Annotated in this window: 18 protein-coding genes; 5 read left to right on the forward strand and 13 right to left on the reverse strand. The window is 69.4% G+C overall.

The genetic code is table 11. The features are described 5' to 3' along the window. Nucleotides 1-48 precede the first annotated feature (48 nt). Both pta and DTA15_RS24360 read left to right on the forward strand, forming a co-directional pair. Entirely contained in the window at nt 49-1083 is a 1035-nt protein-coding gene (pta, locus tag DTA15_RS24355; RefSeq protein ID WP_012493257.1) for a phosphate acetyltransferase, read from the forward strand. Continuing rightward, the gene (locus DTA15_RS24360) at nt 1080-1847 is read left to right on the forward strand and encodes a sulfite exporter TauE/SafE family protein (RefSeq protein WP_006491153.1); all 768 of its coding nucleotides are present in this window, start codon (nt 1080-1082) and stop codon (nt 1845-1847) included. Before pta ends, DTA15_RS24360 begins: the two co-directional genes overlap by 4 nt. A gap of 12 nt (nt 1848-1859) precedes the next feature. Here the strand turns inward: DTA15_RS24360 and DTA15_RS24365 are convergent, their stop codons facing one another. Together DTA15_RS24365 and DTA15_RS24370 are read right to left on the reverse strand one after the other, a co-directional pair. After that, nucleotides 1860-3581, reverse strand: a complete 1722-nt coding sequence (locus DTA15_RS24365) for a cobaltochelatase CobT-related protein (RefSeq protein ID WP_012493256.1) — start codon at nt 3579-3581, stop codon at nt 1860-1862. Continuing rightward, nucleotides 3578-4567 carry an AAA family ATPase gene (locus tag DTA15_RS24370; protein ID WP_006491513.1) on the reverse strand — a complete coding sequence of 330 codons (990 nt, stop codon included), beginning with the start codon at nt 4565-4567 and terminating at the stop codon, nt 3578-3580. The genes DTA15_RS24365 and DTA15_RS24370 overlap by 4 nt, the downstream gene beginning before the upstream one ends. 185 nt (nt 4568-4752) lie before the next feature. On the opposite strand from DTA15_RS24370, the gene DTA15_RS24375 reads away from it, so the two are divergent. After that, a complete protein-coding gene (locus tag DTA15_RS24375) occupies nt 4753-5505 on the forward strand; it encodes an IclR family transcriptional regulator (RefSeq protein WP_006481989.1) in 753 nt (250 codons plus the stop codon). A 26-nt stretch (nt 5506-5531) separates the two neighbouring features. Here DTA15_RS24375 and DTA15_RS24380 read toward each other — a convergent pair whose 3' ends face one another. From DTA15_RS24380 to DTA15_RS24420, 7 genes are all read right to left on the reverse strand, one after another. Then, nucleotides 5532-6479 (reverse strand): dimethyl sulfoxide reductase anchor subunit family protein, encoded by a 948-nt coding sequence (locus DTA15_RS24380; protein WP_006481994.1) that lies wholly within the window; start codon nt 6477-6479, stop codon nt 5532-5534. Between the two features lie 37 nt (nt 6480-6516). Further along, a complete protein-coding gene (locus tag DTA15_RS24385) occupies nt 6517-7260 on the reverse strand; it encodes a 4Fe-4S dicluster domain-containing protein (protein ID WP_006481995.1) in 744 nt (247 codons plus the stop codon). Nucleotides 7261-7276: 16 nt separating this feature from the next. Then, nucleotides 7277-10213, reverse strand: a complete 2937-nt coding sequence (locus tag DTA15_RS24390; RefSeq protein WP_012493255.1) for a molybdopterin oxidoreductase family protein — start codon at nt 10211-10213, stop codon at nt 7277-7279. A gap of 212 nt (nt 10214-10425) precedes the next feature. Next, the gene (locus tag DTA15_RS24395) at nt 10426-11850 is read right to left on the reverse strand and encodes an amino acid permease (RefSeq protein WP_006491514.1); all 1425 of its coding nucleotides are present in this window, start codon (nt 11848-11850) and stop codon (nt 10426-10428) included. A 182-nt stretch (nt 11851-12032) separates the two neighbouring features. Next, nucleotides 12033-13448 carry an NAD(P)/FAD-dependent oxidoreductase gene (locus DTA15_RS24405; protein WP_006481990.1) on the reverse strand — a complete coding sequence of 472 codons (1416 nt, stop codon included), beginning with the start codon at nt 13446-13448 and terminating at the stop codon, nt 12033-12035. A 400-nt stretch (nt 13449-13848) separates the two neighbouring features. Then, nucleotides 13849-15153, reverse strand: a complete 1305-nt coding sequence (locus DTA15_RS24415; RefSeq protein WP_006483640.1) for an MFS transporter — start codon at nt 15151-15153, stop codon at nt 13849-13851. 119 nt (nt 15154-15272) lie between these two features. Continuing rightward, a complete protein-coding gene (locus DTA15_RS24420; protein WP_006491311.1) occupies nt 15273-16928 on the reverse strand; it encodes a GMC family oxidoreductase in 1656 nt (551 codons plus the stop codon). 187 nt (nt 16929-17115) lie between these two features. Between DTA15_RS24420 and DTA15_RS24425 the strand changes: the two genes are divergently transcribed. Next, nucleotides 17116-17940, forward strand: a complete 825-nt coding sequence (locus tag DTA15_RS24425) for an IclR family transcriptional regulator (protein WP_006491309.1) — start codon at nt 17116-17118, stop codon at nt 17938-17940. A 39-nt stretch (nt 17941-17979) separates the two neighbouring features. On the opposite strand, the gene DTA15_RS24430 is transcribed toward DTA15_RS24425, so the two are convergent. From DTA15_RS24430 to DTA15_RS24445, 4 genes are all read right to left on the reverse strand, one after another. Then, on the reverse strand, nt 17980-18303 hold the full coding sequence (locus DTA15_RS24430) for a hypothetical protein (RefSeq protein WP_006491310.1): 324 nt from the start codon (nt 18301-18303) through the stop codon (nt 17980-17982). A 116-nt stretch (nt 18304-18419) separates the two neighbouring features. After that, complete coding sequence (locus tag DTA15_RS24435; RefSeq protein ID WP_006491312.1) at nt 18420-19442, reverse strand: DUF2891 domain-containing protein; 1023 nt, start codon at nt 19440-19442, stop codon at nt 18420-18422. A gap of 21 nt (nt 19443-19463) precedes the next feature. Continuing rightward, complete coding sequence (locus tag DTA15_RS24440) at nt 19464-20414, reverse strand: DUF979 domain-containing protein (RefSeq protein WP_006491307.1); 951 nt, start codon at nt 20412-20414, stop codon at nt 19464-19466. Then, nucleotides 20411-21100 carry a DUF969 domain-containing protein gene (locus DTA15_RS24445; RefSeq protein WP_006491314.1) on the reverse strand — a complete coding sequence of 230 codons (690 nt, stop codon included), beginning with the start codon at nt 21098-21100 and terminating at the stop codon, nt 20411-20413. Before DTA15_RS24445 ends, DTA15_RS24440 begins: the two co-directional genes overlap by 4 nt. Nucleotides 21101-21375: 275 nt before the next feature. Here DTA15_RS24445 and DTA15_RS24450 point away from each other — a divergent pair, with 275 nt between their 5' ends. Further along, nucleotides 21376-21600 (forward strand): hypothetical protein, encoded by a 225-nt coding sequence (locus DTA15_RS24450; protein WP_006491315.1) that lies wholly within the window; start codon nt 21376-21378, stop codon nt 21598-21600. Nucleotides 21601-21634: the final 34 nt, after the last annotated feature.

Below are 21634 nucleotides of genomic sequence, written 5' to 3' on the forward strand. Positions count from 1 at the left end.
TGCCCCGTGCGGGCCGCCGCATCCGGCCTTTTTTACTTCGAATTCCCGATGAAAGCCCTCGACCGCATTCTCGAATCCGCGCGCCGCCAGCCGATGCGCATCGCGCTGTGCGAAGCCGACGACCCGCGCGTGCTGCATGCCGCCGCGCGCGCGACACGCGACGGCATCGCCCGCATCGTGCTCGTCGGCGACCGTGCGGCCATCCACGCGGCGGCCGCGCGCGACGCACTCGACCTCGACGGCATGACGCTCGTCGATCCGGCCACCGCCCCGCAACGCGACGCGTATGCCGACGCGCTGCACGCGTTGCGCAAAGCCAAGGGCATGACGGCCGACGCCGCGCGCGACGCGGTGCTCGACCCGCTCTGCCATGCGAACCTGATGGTGCGGCTCGGCGACGCGGACGGCTCGGTCGCGGGCGCCGTGCATGCGACGGCCGACGTGGTGCGCGCGGCGATCCAGCTGATCGGCGTCGATCCGGCGTTCCGGATCGTGTCGAGCTTCTTCCTGATGATGCTGTGCGAGCCGTTCCATACGATCAAGGGCGGGCTGATCTTCTCCGACTGCGCGCTCGTCGTCGATCCGGACGCCGGCCAGCTCGCCGAGATCGCGATGGCCGCCGCCGACAGCGCGCACGCGCTGCTCGGCGAAGCACCACGCGTCGCGATGCTGTCGTTCTCGACGAGCGGCAGCGCGCACCATGCGGCGGTCGACAAGGTGACGGCCGCGACCGCGCGCGTGCGCGAACTGCGCCCGGCGCTCGCGATCGACGGCGACGTGCAGCTCGACGCGGCGATCGTCGCGGAAATCGCCGAGCGCAAGATCGCGCATTCGCAGGTCGGCGGCCACGCGAACGTGCTCGTGTTCCCGAGCCTCGAAGCCGGCAACATCGGCTACAAGCTCGCCGAGCGGATCGGCCGCGCAAAGGCCGTCGGCCCGCTGTTGCAGGGCTTGCGCCGGCCTGCGAACGACCTGTCGCGCGGCTGCGGCGCCGACGACGTGTATCACGTGATCGCGGCGACCACCGTGCAGGCGCAAGCGGCCATGCAACGGGCCGCGACCGGCGAGGTCGCACCCGCATGACGGCCGACAAACTGGCGATCCTGATCGCGGTGATCGGCGCCGGCAGCTATTTCCAGACCGTCACGGGTTTCGGCCTCGGGATGATCGTGATGGGCGTGACGAGCGGCTTCGGGCTCGCGCCGCTCGCCACGGTCGCGACGCTGATGAGCGTCGTGTCGCTCGCGAACGGCGCGACCGCGCTGCCGGGCCGGCTGCATCACATCGACTGGCGGGCGGTCGGCGCGGCGACGCTCGGCATCCTGCCGTCGGTCGTCGCCGGCGTGGTGCTGCTCGAATGCCTGAGCCGCTCGGCGGCCGACCTGCTGCAACTGATCCTCGGCGTGGTCGTGCTGTACGGCGGCCTGAGCGCGGCGCTGCGGCCGACGCCGCTGACGGAACGCTCGGACAACCGCAGCTTCTTCGTCAGCGGCATCTTCGGCGGGCTGCTGAGCGGGATGTTCGGCGTGTCGGGGCCGCCGTTGATCTTCCAGTTCTACCGGCAGCCGCTGACGCTCGTGCAGATCCGCTGCGCGCTGATCGTGCTGTTCACGACCACGTCGGCCACGCGCGTGCTGTACAGCGCGTGCGAAGGCCAGCTCGATCGCGACATCTGGCTGCTGGCCGCGCTCGCGACCCCGGTCGTGATGCTGACGACGGTCGCCGGCCGGCACTACCCGCCGCCGCTGTCGCCGGTCGCGCTGCGCCGGCTCGCGTTCGGCGTGCTGATGGCGATCGGCGTCGGGCTGATCGCGACGTCGCTGCCGCCGCTGCTGCATCGCGGCTGACTCCTTCCGGCTTCACCGTCGCGCGCCGATCCAGCCGGCGATTTCGACGAGCCGCTTCATGTCCGGGGGCGATACGAGATCGATCGCGAGCCGGTGCCGGTAGTACGGGCCGAGATCGAGCCCGACGCCGAGCCCGAGCACGTCGACGCGGCCGGCCCCTTCCTGGCGGGCGACCACCTGCTTCAGATGGTTGTCGAGGTAGAACGGATCGTTCGCCAGTGCGGTGGCGCCGTCCATCGGGCTGCCATCCGAGATCACGACGAGGATCTTTCTCGCTTCCGGCCGCGCCGCGAGCCGCGCGCACGCCCAGTCGACCGCTTCCCCGTCGATCCCTTCGCGAAACAGGTCGGCCTTGAACAGCGCGGCAATGCCGGCGCGCGCGTGCCGCCAGCGCGTGTCGGCATCCTTGAACACCAGGTGGCCGGTTTCGTTGAGGCGCCCCGGATGGCGCGGCTTGCCGCGCGCGAGCCAGTCCAGGCGCGCGCGGCCGCCGTTCCACGCAAGCGTCGTGAAACCCAGCACTTCGGTCGCGAGGCCCGCGGCGTCGCCCGCACGCGCCAGCGTGTCGACCATCAGCGCGACGCCGTCGATCCACGCCTTCATCGACCCCGAGCAGTCGATCAGGAACGCGAGCACGCAATCGGCATGCGGCCGCACGCGTTCGAGCCGGAACAGCCGCCGCTCGGCCGGCGAGCTGACGAGTTGCGCGAGCCGGCGGCCGTCGAGGCGGCCGTGTTCCTCGCCGAACGACCAGCCGTCGGCCTGCGGCACGACGAGCGCCGCGCGCAGCACGCGCGCGAGCCGCGTGACGTTAATCCGCTGCGCGGCGACCTGCGCGTCGAGCCGGTCGCGATACTCGCGCAGCAACGCCGCGCGGATCTGCGCGGCCGGCTTGAATTCGCGGTCGTAGCGCGTCGTGTACGCCCGATACGTGGCGCCGCCGCCGTGCAGCACGACGCTGTCGCCGGTCTCCACGAGCGCCGGCAGGTCGATGCCCGTGTCGTCGAAATCGACCCACAGCGAGAAATTCGTCAGCGCGTCGTCCTGCTCGCGCGCGTCTTCCGTCTGCGTTTCGACGACGGCCGCGCGTGCGTCGCGGATCATCGACGCGATGCGCCGCGCCAGCGCCAACGCGTGGCCGGCGAACGCGCGCTGGTCGTGCCGGCAGCGGCGCAGCCCGGCAAGCGCCACGCCGATTTCCGGCACGATCGCCGCGCGCGGCGCTTCGATCAGGTCTTCCGTTTCCTCGAGCACGGGCCAGCCGGTCAGCCGCGACCACGCGATCTGCGCGACCGTGTAGACCAGGATTCCGACATGCGTATCGGCCTGCCCCGACCGGTGAAACGCGCGCGACCAGGTTTCGAAACGATGGCGCAGGTTCAGCAGGACGCCGCGCATGGCGGCCGGCGCGAGCGATTCGCAGCGCAGTTGCTCGAGCATCTCGAACAGCACACGTTCGACCGGATCGTAGCCGGACAGCGCACGATGCAGGTCGGCATCGGAGTGCAGGATGCGCAACGCCGCGCCGTCGGCCGCGCCGCGCCACGACGCGAGATCGTCGTCGGCGGCCTGCGCGCGCAGGTGCGGTGCATGGATCGGCAGCGGCCGCAGGTCGCGGCACACGCGGCCCGCACGGTAATGCAGCGCCGCATCGCGCGTCAGCGCCCGCACGGTCGACGCGCCCAGCGCTTCGCGCGCGGCGGCGCGGCGCGCCGCGTCGCGATCGGCGCTCACCGTCCCGCTCCCGGCTCGCCGCCGCCGGCGCGCGACGCGACCGCCAGTTCCTCGCCGAAGCAGCGCTGGTAATACTCGGCGACGACCGGCCGCTCCGCGTCGTCGCACTTGTTCAGGAACGTCAGCCGGAACGCGAGCGCCGGATCGCGGAAGATCTGGCAGTTCTCGGCCCAGTTGATCACCGTGCGCGGCGACATCAGCGTCGACAGATCGCCGGTCGCGAAACCGTTGCGCGTCAGCTCGGCCAGGCTCACCATCGATTCGAGCAGCGGGCGGCCGGCTTCGTCCGCGAGTGCCGGCACGCGTGCGCGCACGATGCCGATCTCCTCGTCGCGCGGCAGGTAGTCGAGCGTCGCGACCACGTTCCAGCGGTCCATCTGCGCGTGGTTGAGCATCTGCGTGCCGTGGTAGAGCCCGTTCAGGTTGCCGAGCCCGACCGTGTTCGCGGTCGCGAACAGCCGGAACGACGGATGCGGATGGATCACGCGATTCTGGTCGAGCAGCGTGAACTTGCCGTCGCGCTCCAGGATCCGCTGGATCACGAACATCACGTCGGGCCGCCCCGCATCGTATTCGTCGAAGATCAGCGCGACCGGACGCTGCAGCGCCCACGGCACGATCCCTTCCTGGAACTCGGTCACCTGCACGTCGTCGCGCACGACGATCGCGTCCTTGCCGACGAGGTCGAGCCGGCTGATGTGACCGTCGAGGTTCACGCGCACGCACGGCCAGTTCAGCCGCGCCGCGACCTGCTCGATATGGGTCGACTTGCCGGTGCCGTGCATCCCCTGCACGAGCACGCGGCGGTTGCGCGCGAAGCCCGCGAGAATCGCGAGCGTGACGTCCGGGTTGAAGCGGTACGCGTCGTCGATATCGGGCACGTGATCGTCGCGCGCGCCGAACGCGGGCACCATCAGGTCCGAGTCGAAACCGAACCGTTCGCGGACCGACACCATGCAGTCCGGCTTGTTCGTTACCCCATCCATCGCGTGGCGCTCCTGTCGTTGCCTGTTGCGCAGGCGTCGATGGCGCCTGCGTCGATCCTGTTGACGGAACGATGCGTTCCGCTGCCGAAAATGCGGGCCGGGTTGCCGGCCCCCGCCGCCCCGTGCGGCCGGCCTGCCGGACCGTTCGGTACAATGGCCGCAGTCCAGTTTCCGGAACGCCCGACATGCTGCCCGCGGATACGCCCACGCTGCGCGCCTTCGCGCTGCTCGAACATCTCGTCCAGGCCGGCGACGCCGTGTCGCTCGCCGATCTCGCGCGCGACGTCGATATCCCGAAGGCCTCGCTGCACCGGATGCTCGCGTCGCTCGAAGCCGGCGGGCTCGTGATCCGGGAGCCGGGCCGCAAGAACGCGTATGCGGTCGGCCCGCGCCTCGCGCGGCTCGGCACCGGCGTGATGCTGCACGCGGGCACGCGCCGGCTGCGCCATGCGATCCTCGAACGGCTCGTCGCCGACCTCGCCGAGACCTGCAACCTGACCGCCCTGCACGACACGGAAGTCGTCTATCTCGACCGCGTGGAAGCCGACTGGCCGCTGCGGCTCGACCTGAAACCCGGCTCGCGCGTGCCCGCTTACTGCAGCGCCAGCGGCAAGCTGCTGCTCGCGCTGCTGCCGCGCGACGAACGCGCGGCGCTGGTGCGCACGATGGCGCTGCCGCGCCATACGCCGAACACGATCTCCGACCCGGAATTGCTCGAAGCCGAACTCGACCGCACCGCGCACAAGGGCATCGCGATCGACAACGAGGAATTCGTCGCGGGGATCGTCTGCATCGCGGCGCCGGTGCTCGACGACGACGGCGCGTGCATCGCCGCGGTCGCCGTCCATGCGCCGGTGTCGCGCGCGCCGCTGTCGCGGCTGCTCGACCACGTGCCGCGGCTGCAGGAAGCGGCCCGCGCGCTCGCGAAGACCTTCTAGTGCCGCGCGGCGGCGCGCCGGCCGCGTCATGACGCGCGCTGGTAGTAGAGGTTCTGCGGATGCCGCGCATCCGCGAAGAAGAACCAGCGTTCCGCCACCAGCCCCGCGTACTGGATCACGAACGCCGCGCCGAGCGCGACGGCCGCCGCGATCGAAGTCGGCGCGAACGCGCCGGCGCCGGTCAGCACGAACGGCACCGCGAATGCGCCGATCAGGAAGCCGGCCTTCACCGCGCGCAGCGTGCCGTTGCCCTGCCCGTGAAAGAACTCCTTCGTGTTGAACGCGCTGGCCGTGAAGCCGCGCGACTTCTGTTCGACCTTCGCGTGACGAATCCCCGTCGCGCTCTGCACGGTCGACTTCGGCCGCAGCCGTGCATTGCGTGCGAGCGACGCGAGCCGCGCCACGCCACCGGCGAACGTCAGCACGCAGGCGGCCGCCGCGAGCCGGCCGACCAGCGTCGGCGCGAGCCACGCGGCGCAGGCCGTCGCGAGCGTGCAGCCCGATGCGCAGCCGAGCAGCACGAAGTTCACGAGCGTCAGCGGGCTCGCCCATTCCTGCAGGAAGCGCAGGCACGCGTAGATCATCGCCGTGCAGACGAACAGCGCGACGCTCGCGAGCGCGCCCGCCGCACCGATCAGCAGCGTGCCGGGCCACGCGAACAGATGCGCCGCGCCATACGCGAACGCGCAGGCGAGAAACACCGGCAGCGCGATGCACTCGCGCGACAGCCACGACGTACGCCACATCGCGATCGCGCGCCACGCGCGCTCCGGGTGGCCGAGATGGAAGAACGACGCGAACAGGCCGAGCACGCCGAGTGCGACCGACAGCGCGGCCCCGGTCACGTAGAACGGGGCGCCGACGTCAACGCCGGCCAGCCGCGCCAGCGCCTCGACGATCACGAGCGTCAGCAGCAGACCCTGTGCGGCGCCGCACAGCGTGGTGAGAAAAACGACCGAAAAGGCTGGGCGCATGGAAACTCCGTCTGTGTCTGAATGAAATGCGCGTCGCTCAGCGCGGGGTCGCCAGCGACACGAGATCGATGTCGCCGCGCGCCGCGCGGGCCTCGAACGATTCGTCGTCGCGCCCGTTCGATGCGCTGCCGCACCCGCCGCTGCTGCCGCATCCGCACGATGCTTCGGTCTTCACGCGCGGCAGGTAATGGTTCGACGGCCGCGTGCCCCACTCGGGCATCAGCGCATAGCCGCCGCGGTCGCGGATCGCGCGCGACACGTCCGATTCCGGGTCGTGCACGTCGCCGAACAGCCGCGCCGACGTCGGGCAGGCGAGCACGCAGGCCGGCTTGCGATCGCGCTCGGGCAGCGCTTCGTTGTCGATGCGGTCCGCGCACAGCGTGCACTTCGTCATCTCCTTGCGGCCTTCGTCGAGTTCGCGCGCGCCGTACGGACATGCCCATGCGCAGTACTTGCAGCCGATGCACTTGTCGTAGTCGACCAGCACGATGCCGTCCGACTTGCGCTTGAAGCTCGCGCCGGTCGGGCAGACCGGCACGCACGGCGGGTCCTCGCAGTGCAGGCACGACTTCGGGAAGTGGATCGTGTCCGTCATCGGGAACACGCCGGCCTCGTAGGTCTGCACGCGGTTGAAGAACGTGCCGGACGGATCGTCGTCGTACGGACGCAGATCGGCAAGGCTGCCGGCTTCGCCGGACGTGTTCCATTCCTTGCAGCTCGTCACGCAGGCATGGCAGCCGACGCACACGTTCAGGTCGATGACGAGGGCCATCTGGGTCATGGTTGCGCTCCTTCGCTTAGCGATCGTCGGACTTCGGGCCCGCCGACGCCGCGCGCCGCAGCCGCGCGGCGAATGCGCCGGTTCCCGCGAAATACGCCTGCACGCGTTGCAGCACGCGCGGCGTGCCCGGCAGCGGCGGCATCGGCGCGAACTGCGGCAGCGTGGTCGCCGCATCCGCTTCGGCCGGGTAGATCCGCACCTGCACGTCGTACCAGCCGGCCTGCCCGGTCACCGGATCGGAATTCGACAGCCGCGCACCGCCTCGGGCCGCGTCGGGCAACTCGTCGGTGATCACGTGATTGAGCAGGAAGCCACGCTGCGATTCGCCCGCGTGGGGGCCGAGGTTCCACGCGCCGGCCGCCTTGCCGATCGCGTTCCAGGTCCACACGGTGCCGGGCTCGACCGCCTCGCTGTAGCGCGCGCGGCAGCGCACCTTGCCCCACGGCGATTCGACGTAGATCCATGCGCCGTCGTCGATCTGCTGCGCGGCGGCCGTCACCGGGTTCACGAACAGGTGGTTCTCGCCGTGGATCTGCCGCAGCCACGCGTTCTGCGAATCCCACGAGTGGTACATCGCCATCGGCCGCTGCGTGATCGCCGCGAGCGGATAGCGGTTCGCATCGGTCAGCCCGCTTTCGAGCGACGGATGCCAGAACGGCAACGGGTCGAAGTAACGCGCGATGCGTTCGCGCAGATGATCCGGCGGCTGGCGGCCCGACGTGCGGCCCTGCGCGGCGAGCCGGAATTTCTGCATCACGTCCGAGTAGAGCTGGATCACGATCGGCACGCCGAACTTGCGCATCCCGTTGTCGACCGCCCACTGCATGTATGGCCCGTTGCAGTTGCGCATGTATTGCAGCGATTCCGGCAACCGGTAGTGGTACACGCAGTCGTTCTCCGCATAGCGTTTCCACTGGTCGGGGTTCGGCTCGCCGACGACGGCCTTCTCGCCGTCCTTGCCGCGCCAGCCGATCAGGAAGCCGGTGCCCGAATCCGGCGCGGTCTGGAAATTGACGACGAAATCCGGATAGTCGCGGTACTTGCGCTGCCCGTCCGGCGTCGTGAAGGCCGGAAACTTCAGCCGGCTCGCCAGCTCGATCAGCACTTCCTGGAACGGCTTGCACTCACCGGTCGGCGGCACGACGGGCACGCGCACCGAATCGACCGGCCCGTCGAATTCGGAGATCGGCCGGTCGAGCACCGACATCACGTCGTGCCGTTCGAGGTAGGTCGTGTCGGGCAGGATCAGGTCGGCGAACGCGGTCATCTCCGATGCGAACGCATCGCATACGACCAGGAACGGAATCCGGTATTCGCCGTCGGCGCGCTTGTCGACCAGCATCTTGCGCACTTCCGTCGTATTCATCGACGAATTCCACGCCATGTTGGCCATGAAGATCAGCAGCGTATCGATCGGATAGGGATCGCCGCGCCATGCATTGGTGATCACCGAATGCATCAGCCCGTGCACCGCGAGCGGGTATTCCCACGAGAACGCCTTGTCGAGCCGCGCGGGCGTGCCGTCCGGATGGACGAACAGGTCCTCGGGGCCGGCCGGCCAGCCGAGCGGGCCGCTCGCGAGCGGCGTGTTCGGCTTGATCTGGTCGGGATCGTTCGGCGGTTTCGCCGACGGCGGCACCGCGCGCGGATACGGCGCCTTGTGGCGAAAGCCGCCCGGCCGGTCGATCGTGCCGAGCAGCGACATCAGCACCGCGAGCGCACGGATCGTCTGGAAGCCGTTCGAATGCGCGGCCAGCCCGCGCATCGCGTGGAACGCGATCGGCACGCCCTTCACCGATTCGTGCGCCTGGCCCCACGAATCGGTCCAGCGCACCGGCAGCTCGATCGCCTGCTCGCGCGCGACCGTCTCCATCTCGCGGGCAAGGCGGCGGATCGTGTCGGCCGCGATGCCGGTGATGTCGGCCGCCCATTCGGGCGTGCAAGCGGCCACCTGTTCGCGCAGCAGCGTGAACGACGGCGCGACCGGCGTGCCGTCGTCGAGCGTATAGCGGCCGTCGAGCGCCGGCTCCGCGCCATCCGTGTGGTGCAGCACCGCGCGGTTCGTCTTCGTGTCCCACCACATCCGGTTCTGCGGATACAGCGGGTTGACCTCCGGCGCGTCGGCGTCGCGCACGAACAGCCCGAACGTGTCGGCGCCGTCGCGCCGGTCGACCAGTTCCGCCGCGTTCGTGAAGCGCGACACGAATTCGTGGTCGAACGCATCGCGCGCGATCAACTCGTGCATCAGCGCCATGAACAGCGCGCCGTCGGTGCCGGGGCGGATCGGAATCCATTCATCGGCGATCGCCGCGTAACCGGTGCGCACCGGATTGATCGCGATGAAGCGGCCGCCCGCGCGCTTGAACTTGCCGAGCGCGATCTTCAGCGGATTCGAATGATGATCCTCCGCGGTGCCGATCATGAAGAACAGCTTCGCGTGGTCGAGATCGGGGCCGCCGAACTCCCAGAACGAGCCGCCGATCGTGTAGATCATCCCGGCCGCCATGTTCGCGGAGCAGAACCCGCCGTGCGCCGCATAGTTCGGCGTACCGAACTGTTTCGCGAACAGGCCCGTGAGCGCCTGCATCTGGTCGCGGCCCGTGAACAGCGCGAAACGCTTCGGATCGGTCGCGCGCAGGTGCGACAGGCGCTTTTCGAGCACGTCGAACGCGACCTCCCACGACACCGGCTCGAACTGCGCATCGCCGCGCTCCGCGCCCGGCTTGCGCATCAGCGGCTGCGTGAGCCGCGCGGTCGAGTACTGCTTCATGATCCCCGACGAACCTTTCGCGCAGATGACGCCCTGGTTCAGCGGATGGTGCGGATTGCCGTCGATATAGCGTACTTCGCCGTCGCGCAGGTGTACGCGGATGCCGCAGCGGCATGCGCACATGTAGCAGGTCGTCGTCTTGATCTCGGCCTGCTCGTCGCGCTCGCGTGCCCGATGTTCCATCGTCTGTCCTCGTTCGCGGATGACGGTGCGCGTCGTTGCCGCGCACCGGTGAATCGGTTCATCCATGCTATGCCGGCCGGCGCCCGACATAAAGTCGCATCCTCTGATCGGTGCTATCGGTCGGCCCGATAGTTGCGCCGGCTCCCCCGCGGGCCGCATGCGCGAAGGCCCGGCGCATGCACCGGGCCTTCGGCGCCATGCGGTGCCGCCCGTCAACGCGGCGGATACGCGAGCAGTTCGCTGTCGTCGAGATGCTCGCGGCGGCCGCGGCGCGTCAGCCCGTACGCGACCACGAGTACGCCGAGGCTCGCGACGCCGAGCCAGAGCGGCTTGCGCTGATCCGGGATGAACGCCATCGCGACGAGGATGCCGACCATGCCGATGATCGCGACCCAGGTCAGGTACGGGTACGCCCACATCTTCACGCGCAGCTTGCTGGCGGCGACCGGGTCCAGACGCTTGCGCAGGCGCAGTTGCGAGAACGCGATCAGCACGTACACGAACAATGCGACGGTGCCGTACGAATTGACGAGGAACGCGAACACGGTATCGGGCGACACGTACGACATCACGACCGACACGTAGCCGAACACCGTGCCGAGCAGGATCGCGCGCACCGGCACGCCGCGCTTGTTGACCTTCGCGAGCGCGGCCGGCGCGTCGCCGTGGCGGGTCAGCGCGAACAGCATCCGCGAGGCCGCATAGAGGCCCGAGTTGAGCGCGGACAGCACGGCGGTCAGCACGATCGCGTTCATCACGTTGGCGGCGGCCGGCAGGCCCATCACTTCCAGCGCGCTCACGTACGGCGTGGCCATCTGCGCGGAATTCCACGGCACCAGCGCGACGACGAGCGCGACCGAGCCGACGTAGAACACCAGCACGCGGGTGATCACCGAGTTGGTTGCCTTCGCAACCGCCTTGGCCGGCTCCTTCGCCTCGGCCGCCGCGATCGTGACGATTTCCGCGCCGAAGTAGAACCCGGTGGCCGCGACCGCCCCGCTCATCACCGGCCCGATGCCGAGCGGCATGAAGCCGCCGTGACCGAGCAGCGTCGGCAGCACGGCCGTCGTGTGCATCGACGCGGGCCACATGCCGAGCACGTAGAGGCCGCCGAGGAACAGGAACACGACGATCGCGCCGACCTTGATCGACGAGAACCAGAATTCGAATTCGCCGTAACTGCCGACCGAGATCAGGTTCGTGAGCGTCAGCACGACCAGCAGCGCGAGACTGATGATCCACGCCGGCGTGTCGGGCAGCCAGAACTGGATCAGCCTGGCGCCCGCGACCGCTTCCAGCGCGACGACGATCACCCAGAAATACCAGTACATCCAGCCGGTCAGGAAGCCCGCCATCCTGCCGGGCCCGCGCCAGTTGCCGAACGCGAGCCGCGCGTACTCGTAGAACGAACCGACGGCCGGCATCGCGCACGCCATCTCGCCGAGCATCCGCATCACGAGCACGACCAGCCCGCCCGTGATCAGGAACGACAGGATCGCGGCCGGCCCGGTCTGCTGAATCACCACGCCGCTGCCGACGAACAGCCCGGCACCGATCACGCCGCCAAGCGCGATCATCGTCATGTGGCGCTGCTTGAGCCCACACTTCAGGTCACTCTGGTTCATCGAGGGTTGCATGTCTTCTCCATATCCAGTTGTCCGGCGCCGCCCGCGTCACCTTCGGGTGAACGCGGGCGCCGCCGGCGACGGCGCGTGCAGGGGCACCTGCAGCCCCGGCCGCACGGATTTCTGTGGCTTTTATTGTGTCGGGTTGCCCGGCGCGCGCGGTCTTGCGTCGCGCCGGGTGGTGCGCCCCGCGCTCACGGCTTTTCGTCGTTCCTGAAGTACGACAGGTAGAGCATCCGCTGCCCGATACGCCGGAACGGCGCGAACGGGTGACCGGGCAGCGGCGACGTGAAGATCGGCAGCGTCTGGCGTGCGCCCTTCCCCGCGATCTGCTCGGCGAGCCGACGGCCGGCCTGCTGCGAATACGACACGCCGTTGCCGCCGTAGCCAAGCGCGTAGTACACGGATTGCCGCGGATCGGGCTGGCACACGCGCGGCATCATGTCGTGACTCACGTCGACCCAGCCCCACCACGAGTAATCGATCTCGACGCCGCGCAGCGCCGGAAACTTGCGCGCCATGCCTTCCTTCAGCAAATCGAGGTGGCGCGGGTTCGGCGCATCGTCGCCGGTGATCGCGCTGCGGCTGCCGATCTGCAGCCGGCGATCGGGCAGGAAACGATAGTAGAAGCGCAGCGTGCGCGTGTCGGTCAGCACCTGCGTCGTGCGGAAGTTGCACGCATCGATCTCGGCGTCGGTCAGCGGCCGCGTGACCATCGAATTCGACAGGATCGGCATCACCTTGCTGCGCAGCGACGGATGCAGCGTCTGCGCGGTGTACGCGCCGGTCGCGATGCCGACCGCGCGAGCCCGCACCACGCCGCCCGGCGTGCGCAGGTGGTGCACGCCGTCGATCGTCTCGAAGCCGAGCACGGGGCTGCTCGTATGCACCTTCGCGCCGGCTTCGCGTGCGAGACGCAGGTAGCCGAACGCGAGTTTCAGCGCATGGATGCCGATGCCTTCCGGCTCGTGCAGCGCGCCGGCCGCCTCGTGGTCGTTGATGAATTCACGGCGGAACGTCTCCGCGCTCAGCAGTTCGGACGGATAGCCGAACACGTCCTTCCACACCTTCGCCTCGGCCGCGAGCTTCGCCATGATGCGCGGGCGATGCGCGATCAGGAAATGGCCGCCCGGCTGCGGATCGCAGTCGATTTCCGATACGAGCGACTTGAAGTGCTCGAAGCCTTCGAGAATCTCGTCGTGCATCTTCAGCGCGACGTCCTTGCCCCAGCGCTCGATCCACTGCGAGCGCGACAGCCGGCCCGACGCGTTCTGCCCCTGCCCGCCGTTGCGGCTGCTGCAGCCCCAGCTGGTGCGGTTGGCCTCGAGCACGACGGCCTTGATGCCGTGATCCCGCGCGAGGCACAGCGCGGTCGCGAGGCCCGTATAGCCGGCGCCGATGATCGCGACGTCGACGTCGAGATCGCGCGTGACGGGGCCGTCGTCGGCCGGCGGAGTGCCGGCCGTCGCGACCCAGTAGGTCGGCGCGTATTGCTTGCCGCAGCCGGGGCCTGGCGACACGAGCGGATCGTAGGTCGGGTCGTAACGCGTGTCGTTCGGCCGGCCGCCGGCGAAGCCGCTCGTGGTGCGTTCGATGGAAGGGGTCGACATGGTCAGCCCTCCGTTGCGGGCATGCCCGTTGCGCCGCAACCGGCGCGCGAGGCGATTCGACTGACTGATGCGGGGCGCGTGTCCGCCGCGCGGGCGGATGCTGCCGACTGCCTGTTGGTCATGCCTGTCTCCTGATCGTTCTCTTCGGGTCGATCGTGTGCAGATGCTTCCATGCGGCGATCTGTCGAGGAAAGTGTAGGCAGGCCGATTTACCGCAGGTAGGGCCAGTGGGCCGGATTCGCTTGGACCAGCGCCTGGGCCGGCAGTCAGGCCAGCGCGCCGGCCGCCTGGCGGCCGGCAACGCGGAGCGACCGGTGGCGCGCGGCCAGCGCGAACGCGAGGCCGCCGGCGCCCCGGCGCCGATACGACCCCGCACACCACCGCCCGCCCGGCGCGGGCGTCACGTCGCGCGTACCGCGACGCCGGCCACGCCGCCGCGTTTCTCGATCGCCCGCGCGGACACGATCGACAGGAGTGCAGACAACATCACGTAAACCCCGACGAGCCACGGCGCGCCGCCGTTCGCACGCAGCAGCGCGGTCGCGACGATCGGCGTGAGGCCGCTCGCGAAGATGCCCGACACCTGGTAGACGAACGAAATGCCCGTGTAACGCACGTTCGCGTCGAACAGCTCCGCGAACAGCGCGGCCTCCGGCCCGTACGCCATCGCATAGAAGATCCCGAACGGAATCACCAGCGCGAGCCACACGGCGAGCAGGTTCGTCGACTGCGTCTGCAGCAGCCAGAACGCGGGCAGCACCGACAGCCCGCACAGCGTCGCGCCCCACCGGTACACGCGCGCACGGCCGAGCCGGTCCGACAGGCTGCCGAACACGGGGATGAACCCGCACATCACGACGGCCGCGCTCATCACGCCGAGCAGCGCGTCGCCGCGCGAGATCGACAGGTTGCGCGTCATGTAGCCGATCGAGAACACCGCGAACACGTTGAAGAACACGCCGTCGATATAGCGCGCGCCCATCCCGAGCAGGATCGCCTGCCGGTAGTTGCCGAGCAGCTCGACCACCGGCAGCTTCGTGTCGCGCCGCTGACGCTTGAGCGCAACGAACTCGGGCGTGTCGGCCACGCGCGTGCGGATGTAGAAGCCGACCGCGACGAGCAGCAGCGACGCCGCGAACGCGACGCGCCAGCCCCATGCGAGGAACGCGGCGTCCGGCAGCGCGCGCGACAGCCCCGCGACGACGCCGGCCGCGAGACACAGCCCGATCGCGAGACCGATCTGCGGCAGGCTCGCATACAGTCCGCGGCGGTGCGGCGGCGCGTATTCGTATGCCATCAGCACCGCGCCGCCCCACTCGCCGCCGAGGCCGATCCCCTGCAGCACGCGCAGCGTCAGCAGCAGCACGGGCGCCCACATGCCGATCTGCGCGTAGGTCGGCAGGAACGCGACGCCGGCCGTCGACACGCCCATGATCAGCATCGTCAGGATCAGCGCCGACTTGCGCCCGACGCGGTCGCCGAGATGACCGAACAGCAAGCCGCCGAGCGGCCGCGTGACGAAGCCGACCGCGAACGTCGCATACGCGAGCATGGTCGACACGAACGCGTCGCCGGACGGAAAGTACTGCTTGTCGAACACGATGCCGGCGACCACGCCGTACAGGAAAAAGTCGTACCACTCGACGGTCGCGCCGATCACGCTGGCCGCGGCCACGCGTCGGACGACCCGGGAATCGATTGCCATGCGAGCTTCTCCAGGTAAGGATGCGCCGCAACCTGCCCCGACGCCGTGCCGGCGGGGGCATCGATGAGCGCGCGGCGGCCGTCCGGGCGCAGGAGCACGGGCCGCGCGGGCGCTGCGCGCTACGCGAGCGCCTCGGCGGCCGGCGCGACGCTGCGGCCGCGATCGGCCTCGCGCGCGTCCTCGAGGATCATGTCGGACGCCTTCTCGGCGACCATCACGATCGGCACGTTGGTATTGCCCGATACGAGCGTCGGCATGATCGAGCAGTCGACCACGCGCAAGCCGCGCGTGCCATACACGCGCAGCCGCTCGTCGACGACCGCGAGCGGATCGCTCGCGACGCCCATTTTCGCGGTGCCGGACGGATGGAAGATCGTCTGCCCGTACTCGCGGCAGAACTCGAGCAGCTCGTCGTCCGTCTGCGCGTCCGCGCCGGGCCGCACCTCGCGCTTCATCAGCGGCGCCATCGGCTCGGCGGCCGCGACACGGCGCGCGAAGCGCACGCCGGCGACCGTCGTGCGGCGGTCGCGCTCGGTGTCGAGATAGTTCGGCTGGATCGACGGCGCGTCGCGCGCATCGTCGGTCCGAATCCGTACGGTCCCGCGCGATTCGGGCCGCAACTGGCAGATCGAGTACGTGCAGCCGGGAAACGGATGCACGCTGCCGCCCGCCGAATCGGCCGACAGCGTCGAGAAATGGAACTGGATGTCGGGCGTCGCCGATTCGTCCGGCAACGCGCGGCAGAACATCCCGCCCTGGTTGATCCCGATCGCGAGCGGGCCGCCGCGGAACAGCGCCCATTGCAGCCCCATCTTCGCGCGGCCGACCCACGAATGCAGCTCGTCGTTGGTCGTGATCGGCTTCGTCACCTCGTAGATCAGCCGTACCTGCAGATGATCCTGCAGATTCTCGCCGACGCCCTTCCGATCGGCCACGACCGCAATCCCGTGCCGGTCCAGCAGCGCGGCGGGCCCGACGCCCGACACCTGCAGCAATTGCGGCGACTGCAGCGCGCCGGCCGCGAGGATCACCTCGCGCAGCGCGCGCACCTCGTGCACCTTGCCGTGCTGCACGTAGCGCACGCCGGACGCCTGCGCGCCGTCGAACAGCACCTTCAGCGCCTGCGCGTCGGTCTCGACGTGCAGGTTCGGCCGTCCGCGCGCGGGCTTCAGGTACGCGACCGCGGTCGAGCAGCGCAGGCCGTTGCGCGTCGTCAGCTGGTAGTAGCCGACTCCCTCCTGGTCGCCCGTGTTGAAATCGTCGACCGTGCGCACGCCGAGCCGGTTCGACGCGGCGACGAACGCATCGACGAGTTCGTGCCGCTGCCGGATCGCCGACGCCCACAGCGGGCCGCCGGTGCCGCGCGTCGGGCCTTCGCCGAGCGTGTTGTGTTCGAGCCGCCGGAAATACGGCAGACAGTCGCGCCAGCTCCAGCCGCGATTGCCGAGCGCGGCCCAGTGGTCGTAGTCCTGCTGCTGCCCGCGCACGTAGATCAGCCCGTTGATCGAGCTGCAGCCGCCGAGCGTGCGGCCGCGCGGCCAGTACAAGCGGCGGTTGTGCATGTTCGGATCGGGATCGGTATGAAAGCCCCAGTTGTACACCGGGTGGAACATCGTCTTGCCATAACCGATCGGCACGTGGATCCACATGTAGTTGTCGGCGGGGCCCGCCTCCAGCAGGCACACCGTATGGCGGCCGCCGTCGGACAGCCGGTTGGCGAGGACGCAACCGGCCGATCCTGCGCCGACCACGACATAGTCGAAGCTGCGTGTCATTCCGTGTCTCCGTTCCGGGGTATTCGAAAAATCCGGTATGTTTTGTCCAAATTTATTGAGCACACGGACCACGTACAAGCCGATTTATTGTCCACGCCGCGAATGTGGTACAAAAACCGTTCAATTCGTTTCATTTCTCTCGCACACACCATCCCGGGACGCACGCCGATCCCGACGGAGGAGACACATGCGCGACACCGCCCCCGCGCCGCCCGACGGCGCGCCCGCCGACGATGCGCGCGTGCTGCGCGCGCTCGCCGTGCTCGAAGCGCTGGCCGCGGCCGGACAGCCGTACACGCTGTCGCAGCTCGCCGCACGGCTGCACATCCCGAAGGCGACGCTGCTGCGCCTGATCGAATCGCTCGAAACGCGCGGCTACGTGATCCACATGCCCGACTCGCGCGGCCACGATCGCGGCATCGCGCTCGGCCCGCGCGCCGCGCAGTTCGCGCTCGCGGCGCTGTCGAACAACACGTTTACGCGCGGTTGCCGGTCGGTACTGCGCGCGCTCGTCGACGTGCTCGGCGAGACCTGCAACCTCACCGCGCTCGACGGCGACACGGTGCTGTACGTCGAACGCGTCGAGACCACCGAACCGCTGCGGCTCGAGATGCGGCCCGGCATGCGCGTGCCGCTGCATTGCACGGCGAGCGGCAAGCTGTTCCTGTCGCAGATGAATGCGCTGGAGCGCAACGCGCTGCTCGCGCGGCTCACGTTGCAGAAGATGACCTACCGGACGCTGACCGATGCGCAATTGCTCGCGGCCGAGCTCGACCGGCTGGCCGCGCGCGGCGTCGGCATCGACAACGAGGAATTCGTACGCGGAATGGTGGCCGTCGCGGTGCCGGTGAAGGATGCGGCGAGCGGTCGCGTGCTCGCGGCGCTCGCCGTGCATGCACCGACCGCGCGCGCGACGCTCAACGATCTGCTGGAGAACGTGCAGAAGATGCGCGACGCGGCCACGCGGCTCGCGCCGCTGCTGCATGCGACTGAAGGCGCGTCGCCGGGTTGACGCGGCCGCGCGCGCTCGTGCCTGCGCGCGGTCGCGCGCTCATGCGAGGTGGTAGCGCAGCCAGAAGGTTTCGCGGCATGCGTTGTCGAACGTCAGCCGCGTCGGATTGATCGGCTGCGCATCGGGATGGCGCAGCACGTCGTAGTCGATCCAGCATTCGGCGCACAGCAGGTCGGACGGCGCGCGGTCCTGCTCGACCGAGCGGCGCACGATCGCGCCGTTGTCGAAACGGTATTCGGTTTCGTCGCGCGTGACCTCGACGTCGTCGTCGGTCCAGCGGTCGTGCGACGTGGCGTGCGACGCGATCTGCACCGGGCCGGCGAGCCCGTGGATCGCGGCGACATAGGAGATGAGCTTGTCCATGGCGAGGCGGCGAACTGGCGGATGGCGCGCTTCGCGCCGCATGCGCGGCGCGAAGCGGCCCGAGCGGCGAGTATAGCCGCGGGCCGAAGACCTTGCGGCCGGCGGGGTTTCGCGCGCTACGCGTCCAGCGCGAGCAACGCGAACGTCGCGAGCCAGTGCTCGCCCATGTAATCGCCGGCCACGTGCGCGAGCGCGCTCGCGAGATGCCGGTCGGCCGCGTCGAGCAGCTTCGCGCGCCGCGCATCGCCTTCCGGCAGCGCGCCGGCCAGCGAACGCTGGCACCATGCACGGCTCAGGTTCAGCCCGTCGAGGTGTGCGATCTTGCCGTCGCTGCGATCGCTGACGGTCGCCGGCTCGAACAGCGTCGCCGGCTCGCCGCGCGCGAGGTCCGGCAAAAAGCGCGCGAACCAGCCGTCGAACTCGGCGGCCGGCAGCACGCGCCGCATCAGCTCGGCCTCCATCAGCGCGGGCGACAGGAATTCGTCGCCGGACGGCTCCCACGCCTGGCACGCGACGTCGTTCAGGTGCCAGCGCTTCGCGGTATCGACGATCAGCGCGGCGAGCCCGTCGCGCTGCGTATCGCGCGCGAAATCGAGCGCGAGCGCCAGCGCGAACGCGGTGTTGAAGTGCGTGCCGACGCGCAGCGGATAGGTCGCCTTCGGCAGAAAAGTCTCGAAGCGCGACACGAACAGATCGGCCAGCGGCGCCATCGTCTTCGCCCAGCGCGCGGCCTGCGGCAACACGCCCTTCAGCGCGAGCCGCTCGAGCTGCGCGGATAGCGCGAGCAGCCACGCCCAGCCGTACGGCCGCTCGAAGCCGCTGTTGTGCGGCAGCGCGAGATACGCGCGCTCGCCGGCGACGTTCGCGTCGGTGAAATGCGCGTCGACGATCGCGACGATGCGCTCGGCCTCCGGCAATGCCGGGTAGCGTTCGAGCACGCGCAGCACGAGCCAGTAGCCGTGCACGCACGAGTGCCAGTCGTAGCTGCCGTAGAAGATCGGGTGCAATGCGCGCGGGCCCTGCACGTCGTGCGGCCCTTCGAGCGCATGCGTGAGCTTGTTCGGATATTCGCGGGTCAGGTGCGCGAGCGCGAGCGACGCGAATTTCGAAGCGAGTTCGGGGGTGAGTCGGTCGGTCATGAGCATCTCTCGTCCATCGAATCAGAAGCGGAATACGAACGCGTACATCAGCAGCGTGTTCACGGCCAGCAGCAGCACGGCCGTCGGCCACTGCGCCTTGATCACGCCGTTCTTGTCCTTCAGTTCGAGCAGCGCCGCGGGCACGATGTTGAAGTTCGCGGCCATCGGCGTCATCAGCGTACCGCAGAAGCCGCTCAGCATCCCGATCGCGCCCATGATCGCCGGATTGCCGTGGAACTGGTGGACGATCAGCGGCAGGCCGATGCCGGCCGTCATCACCGGAAACGCGGCGAAGCCGTTGCCCATGATCATCGTGAAGAGCGCCATGCCGACCGTATAGGCCGCGACCACCGCGAACGGCGAATCGATCGGCACCCACTCCTTCACGAGCCCCGACACCACGCCGCCGACGCCCGCCACCGCGAACAATGCGCCGAGCGCCGCGAGCATCTGCGGCAGGATCGCGGCCCAGCCGACCGCGTCCATCGTGTGGCGTGCTTCCTTCAGCGCATGCACGGGCGAATCGCGCAGCATCGCGAGCGCGACGACGAACGCGACGATCGTGCCGAGCACGAGCGAGATCAGCGTCACGCTCTTCGACTCGACGAACGGCACGCTCTTCAACGCGAACGTGCCGATCAGCGTGACGACCGGAATCAGCAGCGCGGGCAGGAACAGCCGGTTGCCGAAGCGCTGCGCGAGCGTCTCGCGCCGCACGGCCGCCGCTTCGCCGGCCTCGTCGGACTGGCCGCGGCCGAGCTTGCCGGAGCCGGCGATCACCGCGAGCGCGATCGCGAGGCAGCCCGTCACGACATGCGGCAGCAGCGCGCCGAACAGGAACGTGACCGCGTAGATCGCCCAGAACGCGAAATTGACGACGCGCCGCGGGTTCGTGCGATCCGTCAGGTTGAAATACGCGAACGCGGCGAACATCAGCCCCGCGAGCGTGTACAGCGATTCGAGGCCGATCATCGCGCGCCCTCCTGCTTCACCAGGCCGAAGCCGCGCGCGAGCCGGCGGTCGAGCAGCGCGAGGCGCGTGCAGTGGATCAGCAGCGCGGCGATCGCGGTCGGGATCGCCCACACCGACAGGTGCAGCGGCTCGATGGAGAGGCCGTTCTGTTCGAGAAAGCCCTTGATCAGCAGGATCGACTGGATCGCGATGAAGATGTCCTCGCCGAAGAACACGGCGACGTTGTCGGCGCCCGACGCATGCGCGCGGATCTGCTGGCGCACCGACTCGGGCAGCTCGCCGTGCCGGCTGACCGCGGCGGCCTCGGCCATCGGCGCGATCAGCGGCCGCACCATCTGCGCGTGGCCGCCGAGCGACGTGAGGCCGAGCGCGGCCGTCGCCTGGCGCAGCACGAAGTACAGCATCAGCACGCGGCCCGTGGTGGCCGCCTGCACCCGCGAGATCATCCGCTTCGCCTGCTCCTTGAGCCCGTTGCGCTCGAGCAGCGCGATCACCGGCAGCGTGAGCCAGATCAGCCCCATGTAGCGGTTCTCGGTGAACGCCTTGCCGAACGCGCTGACGATGTCGACGAGATTCAGCCCGCCCGCGAGCCCCGTCGCGAGCCCCGCGATCGTGACCACCAGCAGCGCATTGAAGCGCAGCGCGAAGCCGATCACGACGATCGGCACCCCAATCAGCACCAGCATTTCCCCTCCTTGTGTCTGGACGTGCGGCACGTCGGCCACGCGCGGCCGGCCCGGTTTGCATCGGGCTCGGACGGCGAAATCTAACACGAGACTTTATCGATAAAAAGTCGACAATTTGCCGGTTCGGGTAAACGTTGAAGCCGACGGACACCGTGCCCGCGCCGTGTGTCGGCCACGTTTCATCGGACGAATCGGGCGGGCCGGCCGGCGCGCGTGGCGCGGGCCCGGGACGCCGACTACACTGAAAAGCATCGGCAACGTACGGGAGAGCCGCCATGATTGACGTATTCCAGACCATCGGCAGCCGCGCGTTCTCCGCCCATCTGGCGAAGGACGGGATGGTGACGCTGATGGAGCAACGCCAGGAAGTCGACCGCGTGACGCTCGCGACCGCCTATGCCGCGCTCGTCGAGGAAGCCGAGCAGGAAGACGACCTGCTCGACGCGACGGTCGAAGGGATGATGCGCGCGCTGATCCAGGGCTACGCGCGCAGCCATTGACGACGCGGCGGCGCGTCCAGCGTGCCGCCGGCGA

Source organism: Burkholderia cenocepacia (assembly GCF_900446215.1).
Classification (GTDB): domain Bacteria; phylum Pseudomonadota; class Gammaproteobacteria; order Burkholderiales; family Burkholderiaceae; genus Burkholderia; species Burkholderia cenocepacia.

What these genes read in the sequence shown, in the direction of transcription:
- DTA15_RS24370 (WP_006491513.1), bottom strand. Translation starts at nt 4,567, where the DNA reads ATGGATGGGGTAACGAACAAGCCGGACTGCATGGTGTCGGTCCGCGAA.
- DTA15_RS24380 (WP_006481994.1), bottom strand. Translation starts at nt 6,479, where the DNA reads ATGCGCCCAGCCTTTTCGGTCGTTTTTCTCACCACGCTGTGCGGCGCC.
- DTA15_RS24375 (WP_006481989.1), top strand. Translation starts at nt 4,753, where the DNA reads ATGCTGCCCGCGGATACGCCCACGCTGCGCGCCTTCGCGCTGCTCGAA.
- DTA15_RS24385 (WP_006481995.1), bottom strand. Translation starts at nt 7,260, where the DNA reads ATGACCCAGATGGCCCTCGTCATCGACCTGAACGTGTGCGTCGGCTGC.
- pta (WP_012493257.1), top strand. Translation starts at nt 49, where the DNA reads ATGAAAGCCCTCGACCGCATTCTCGAATCCGCGCGCCGCCAGCCGATG.
- DTA15_RS24440 (WP_006491307.1), bottom strand. Translation starts at nt 20,414, where the DNA reads ATGATCGGCCTCGAATCGCTGTACACGCTCGCGGGGCTGATGTTCGCC.
- DTA15_RS24405 (WP_006481990.1), bottom strand. Translation starts at nt 13,448, where the DNA reads ATGTCGACCCCTTCCATCGAACGCACCACGAGCGGCTTCGCCGGCGGC.
- DTA15_RS24395 (WP_006491514.1), bottom strand. Translation starts at nt 11,850, where the DNA reads ATGCAACCCTCGATGAACCAGAGTGACCTGAAGTGTGGGCTCAAGCAG.
- DTA15_RS24445 (WP_006491314.1), bottom strand. Translation starts at nt 21,100, where the DNA reads ATGCTGGTGCTGATTGGGGTGCCGATCGTCGTGATCGGCTTCGCGCTG.
- DTA15_RS24435 (WP_006491312.1), bottom strand. Translation starts at nt 19,442, where the DNA reads ATGACCGACCGACTCACCCCCGAACTCGCTTCGAAATTCGCGTCGCTC.
- DTA15_RS24390 (WP_012493255.1), bottom strand. Translation starts at nt 10,213, where the DNA reads ATGGAACATCGGGCACGCGAGCGCGACGAGCAGGCCGAGATCAAGACG.
- DTA15_RS24430 (WP_006491310.1), bottom strand. Translation starts at nt 18,303, where the DNA reads ATGGACAAGCTCATCTCCTATGTCGCCGCGATCCACGGGCTCGCCGGC.
- DTA15_RS24425 (WP_006491309.1), top strand. Translation starts at nt 17,116, where the DNA reads ATGCGCGACACCGCCCCCGCGCCGCCCGACGGCGCGCCCGCCGACGAT.
- DTA15_RS24450 (WP_006491315.1), top strand. Translation starts at nt 21,376, where the DNA reads ATGATTGACGTATTCCAGACCATCGGCAGCCGCGCGTTCTCCGCCCAT.
- DTA15_RS24415 (WP_006483640.1), bottom strand. Translation starts at nt 15,153, where the DNA reads ATGGCAATCGATTCCCGGGTCGTCCGACGCGTGGCCGCGGCCAGCGTG.
- DTA15_RS24420 (WP_006491311.1), bottom strand. Translation starts at nt 16,928, where the DNA reads ATGACACGCAGCTTCGACTATGTCGTGGTCGGCGCAGGATCGGCCGGT.
- DTA15_RS24360 (WP_006491153.1), top strand. Translation starts at nt 1,080, where the DNA reads ATGACGGCCGACAAACTGGCGATCCTGATCGCGGTGATCGGCGCCGGC.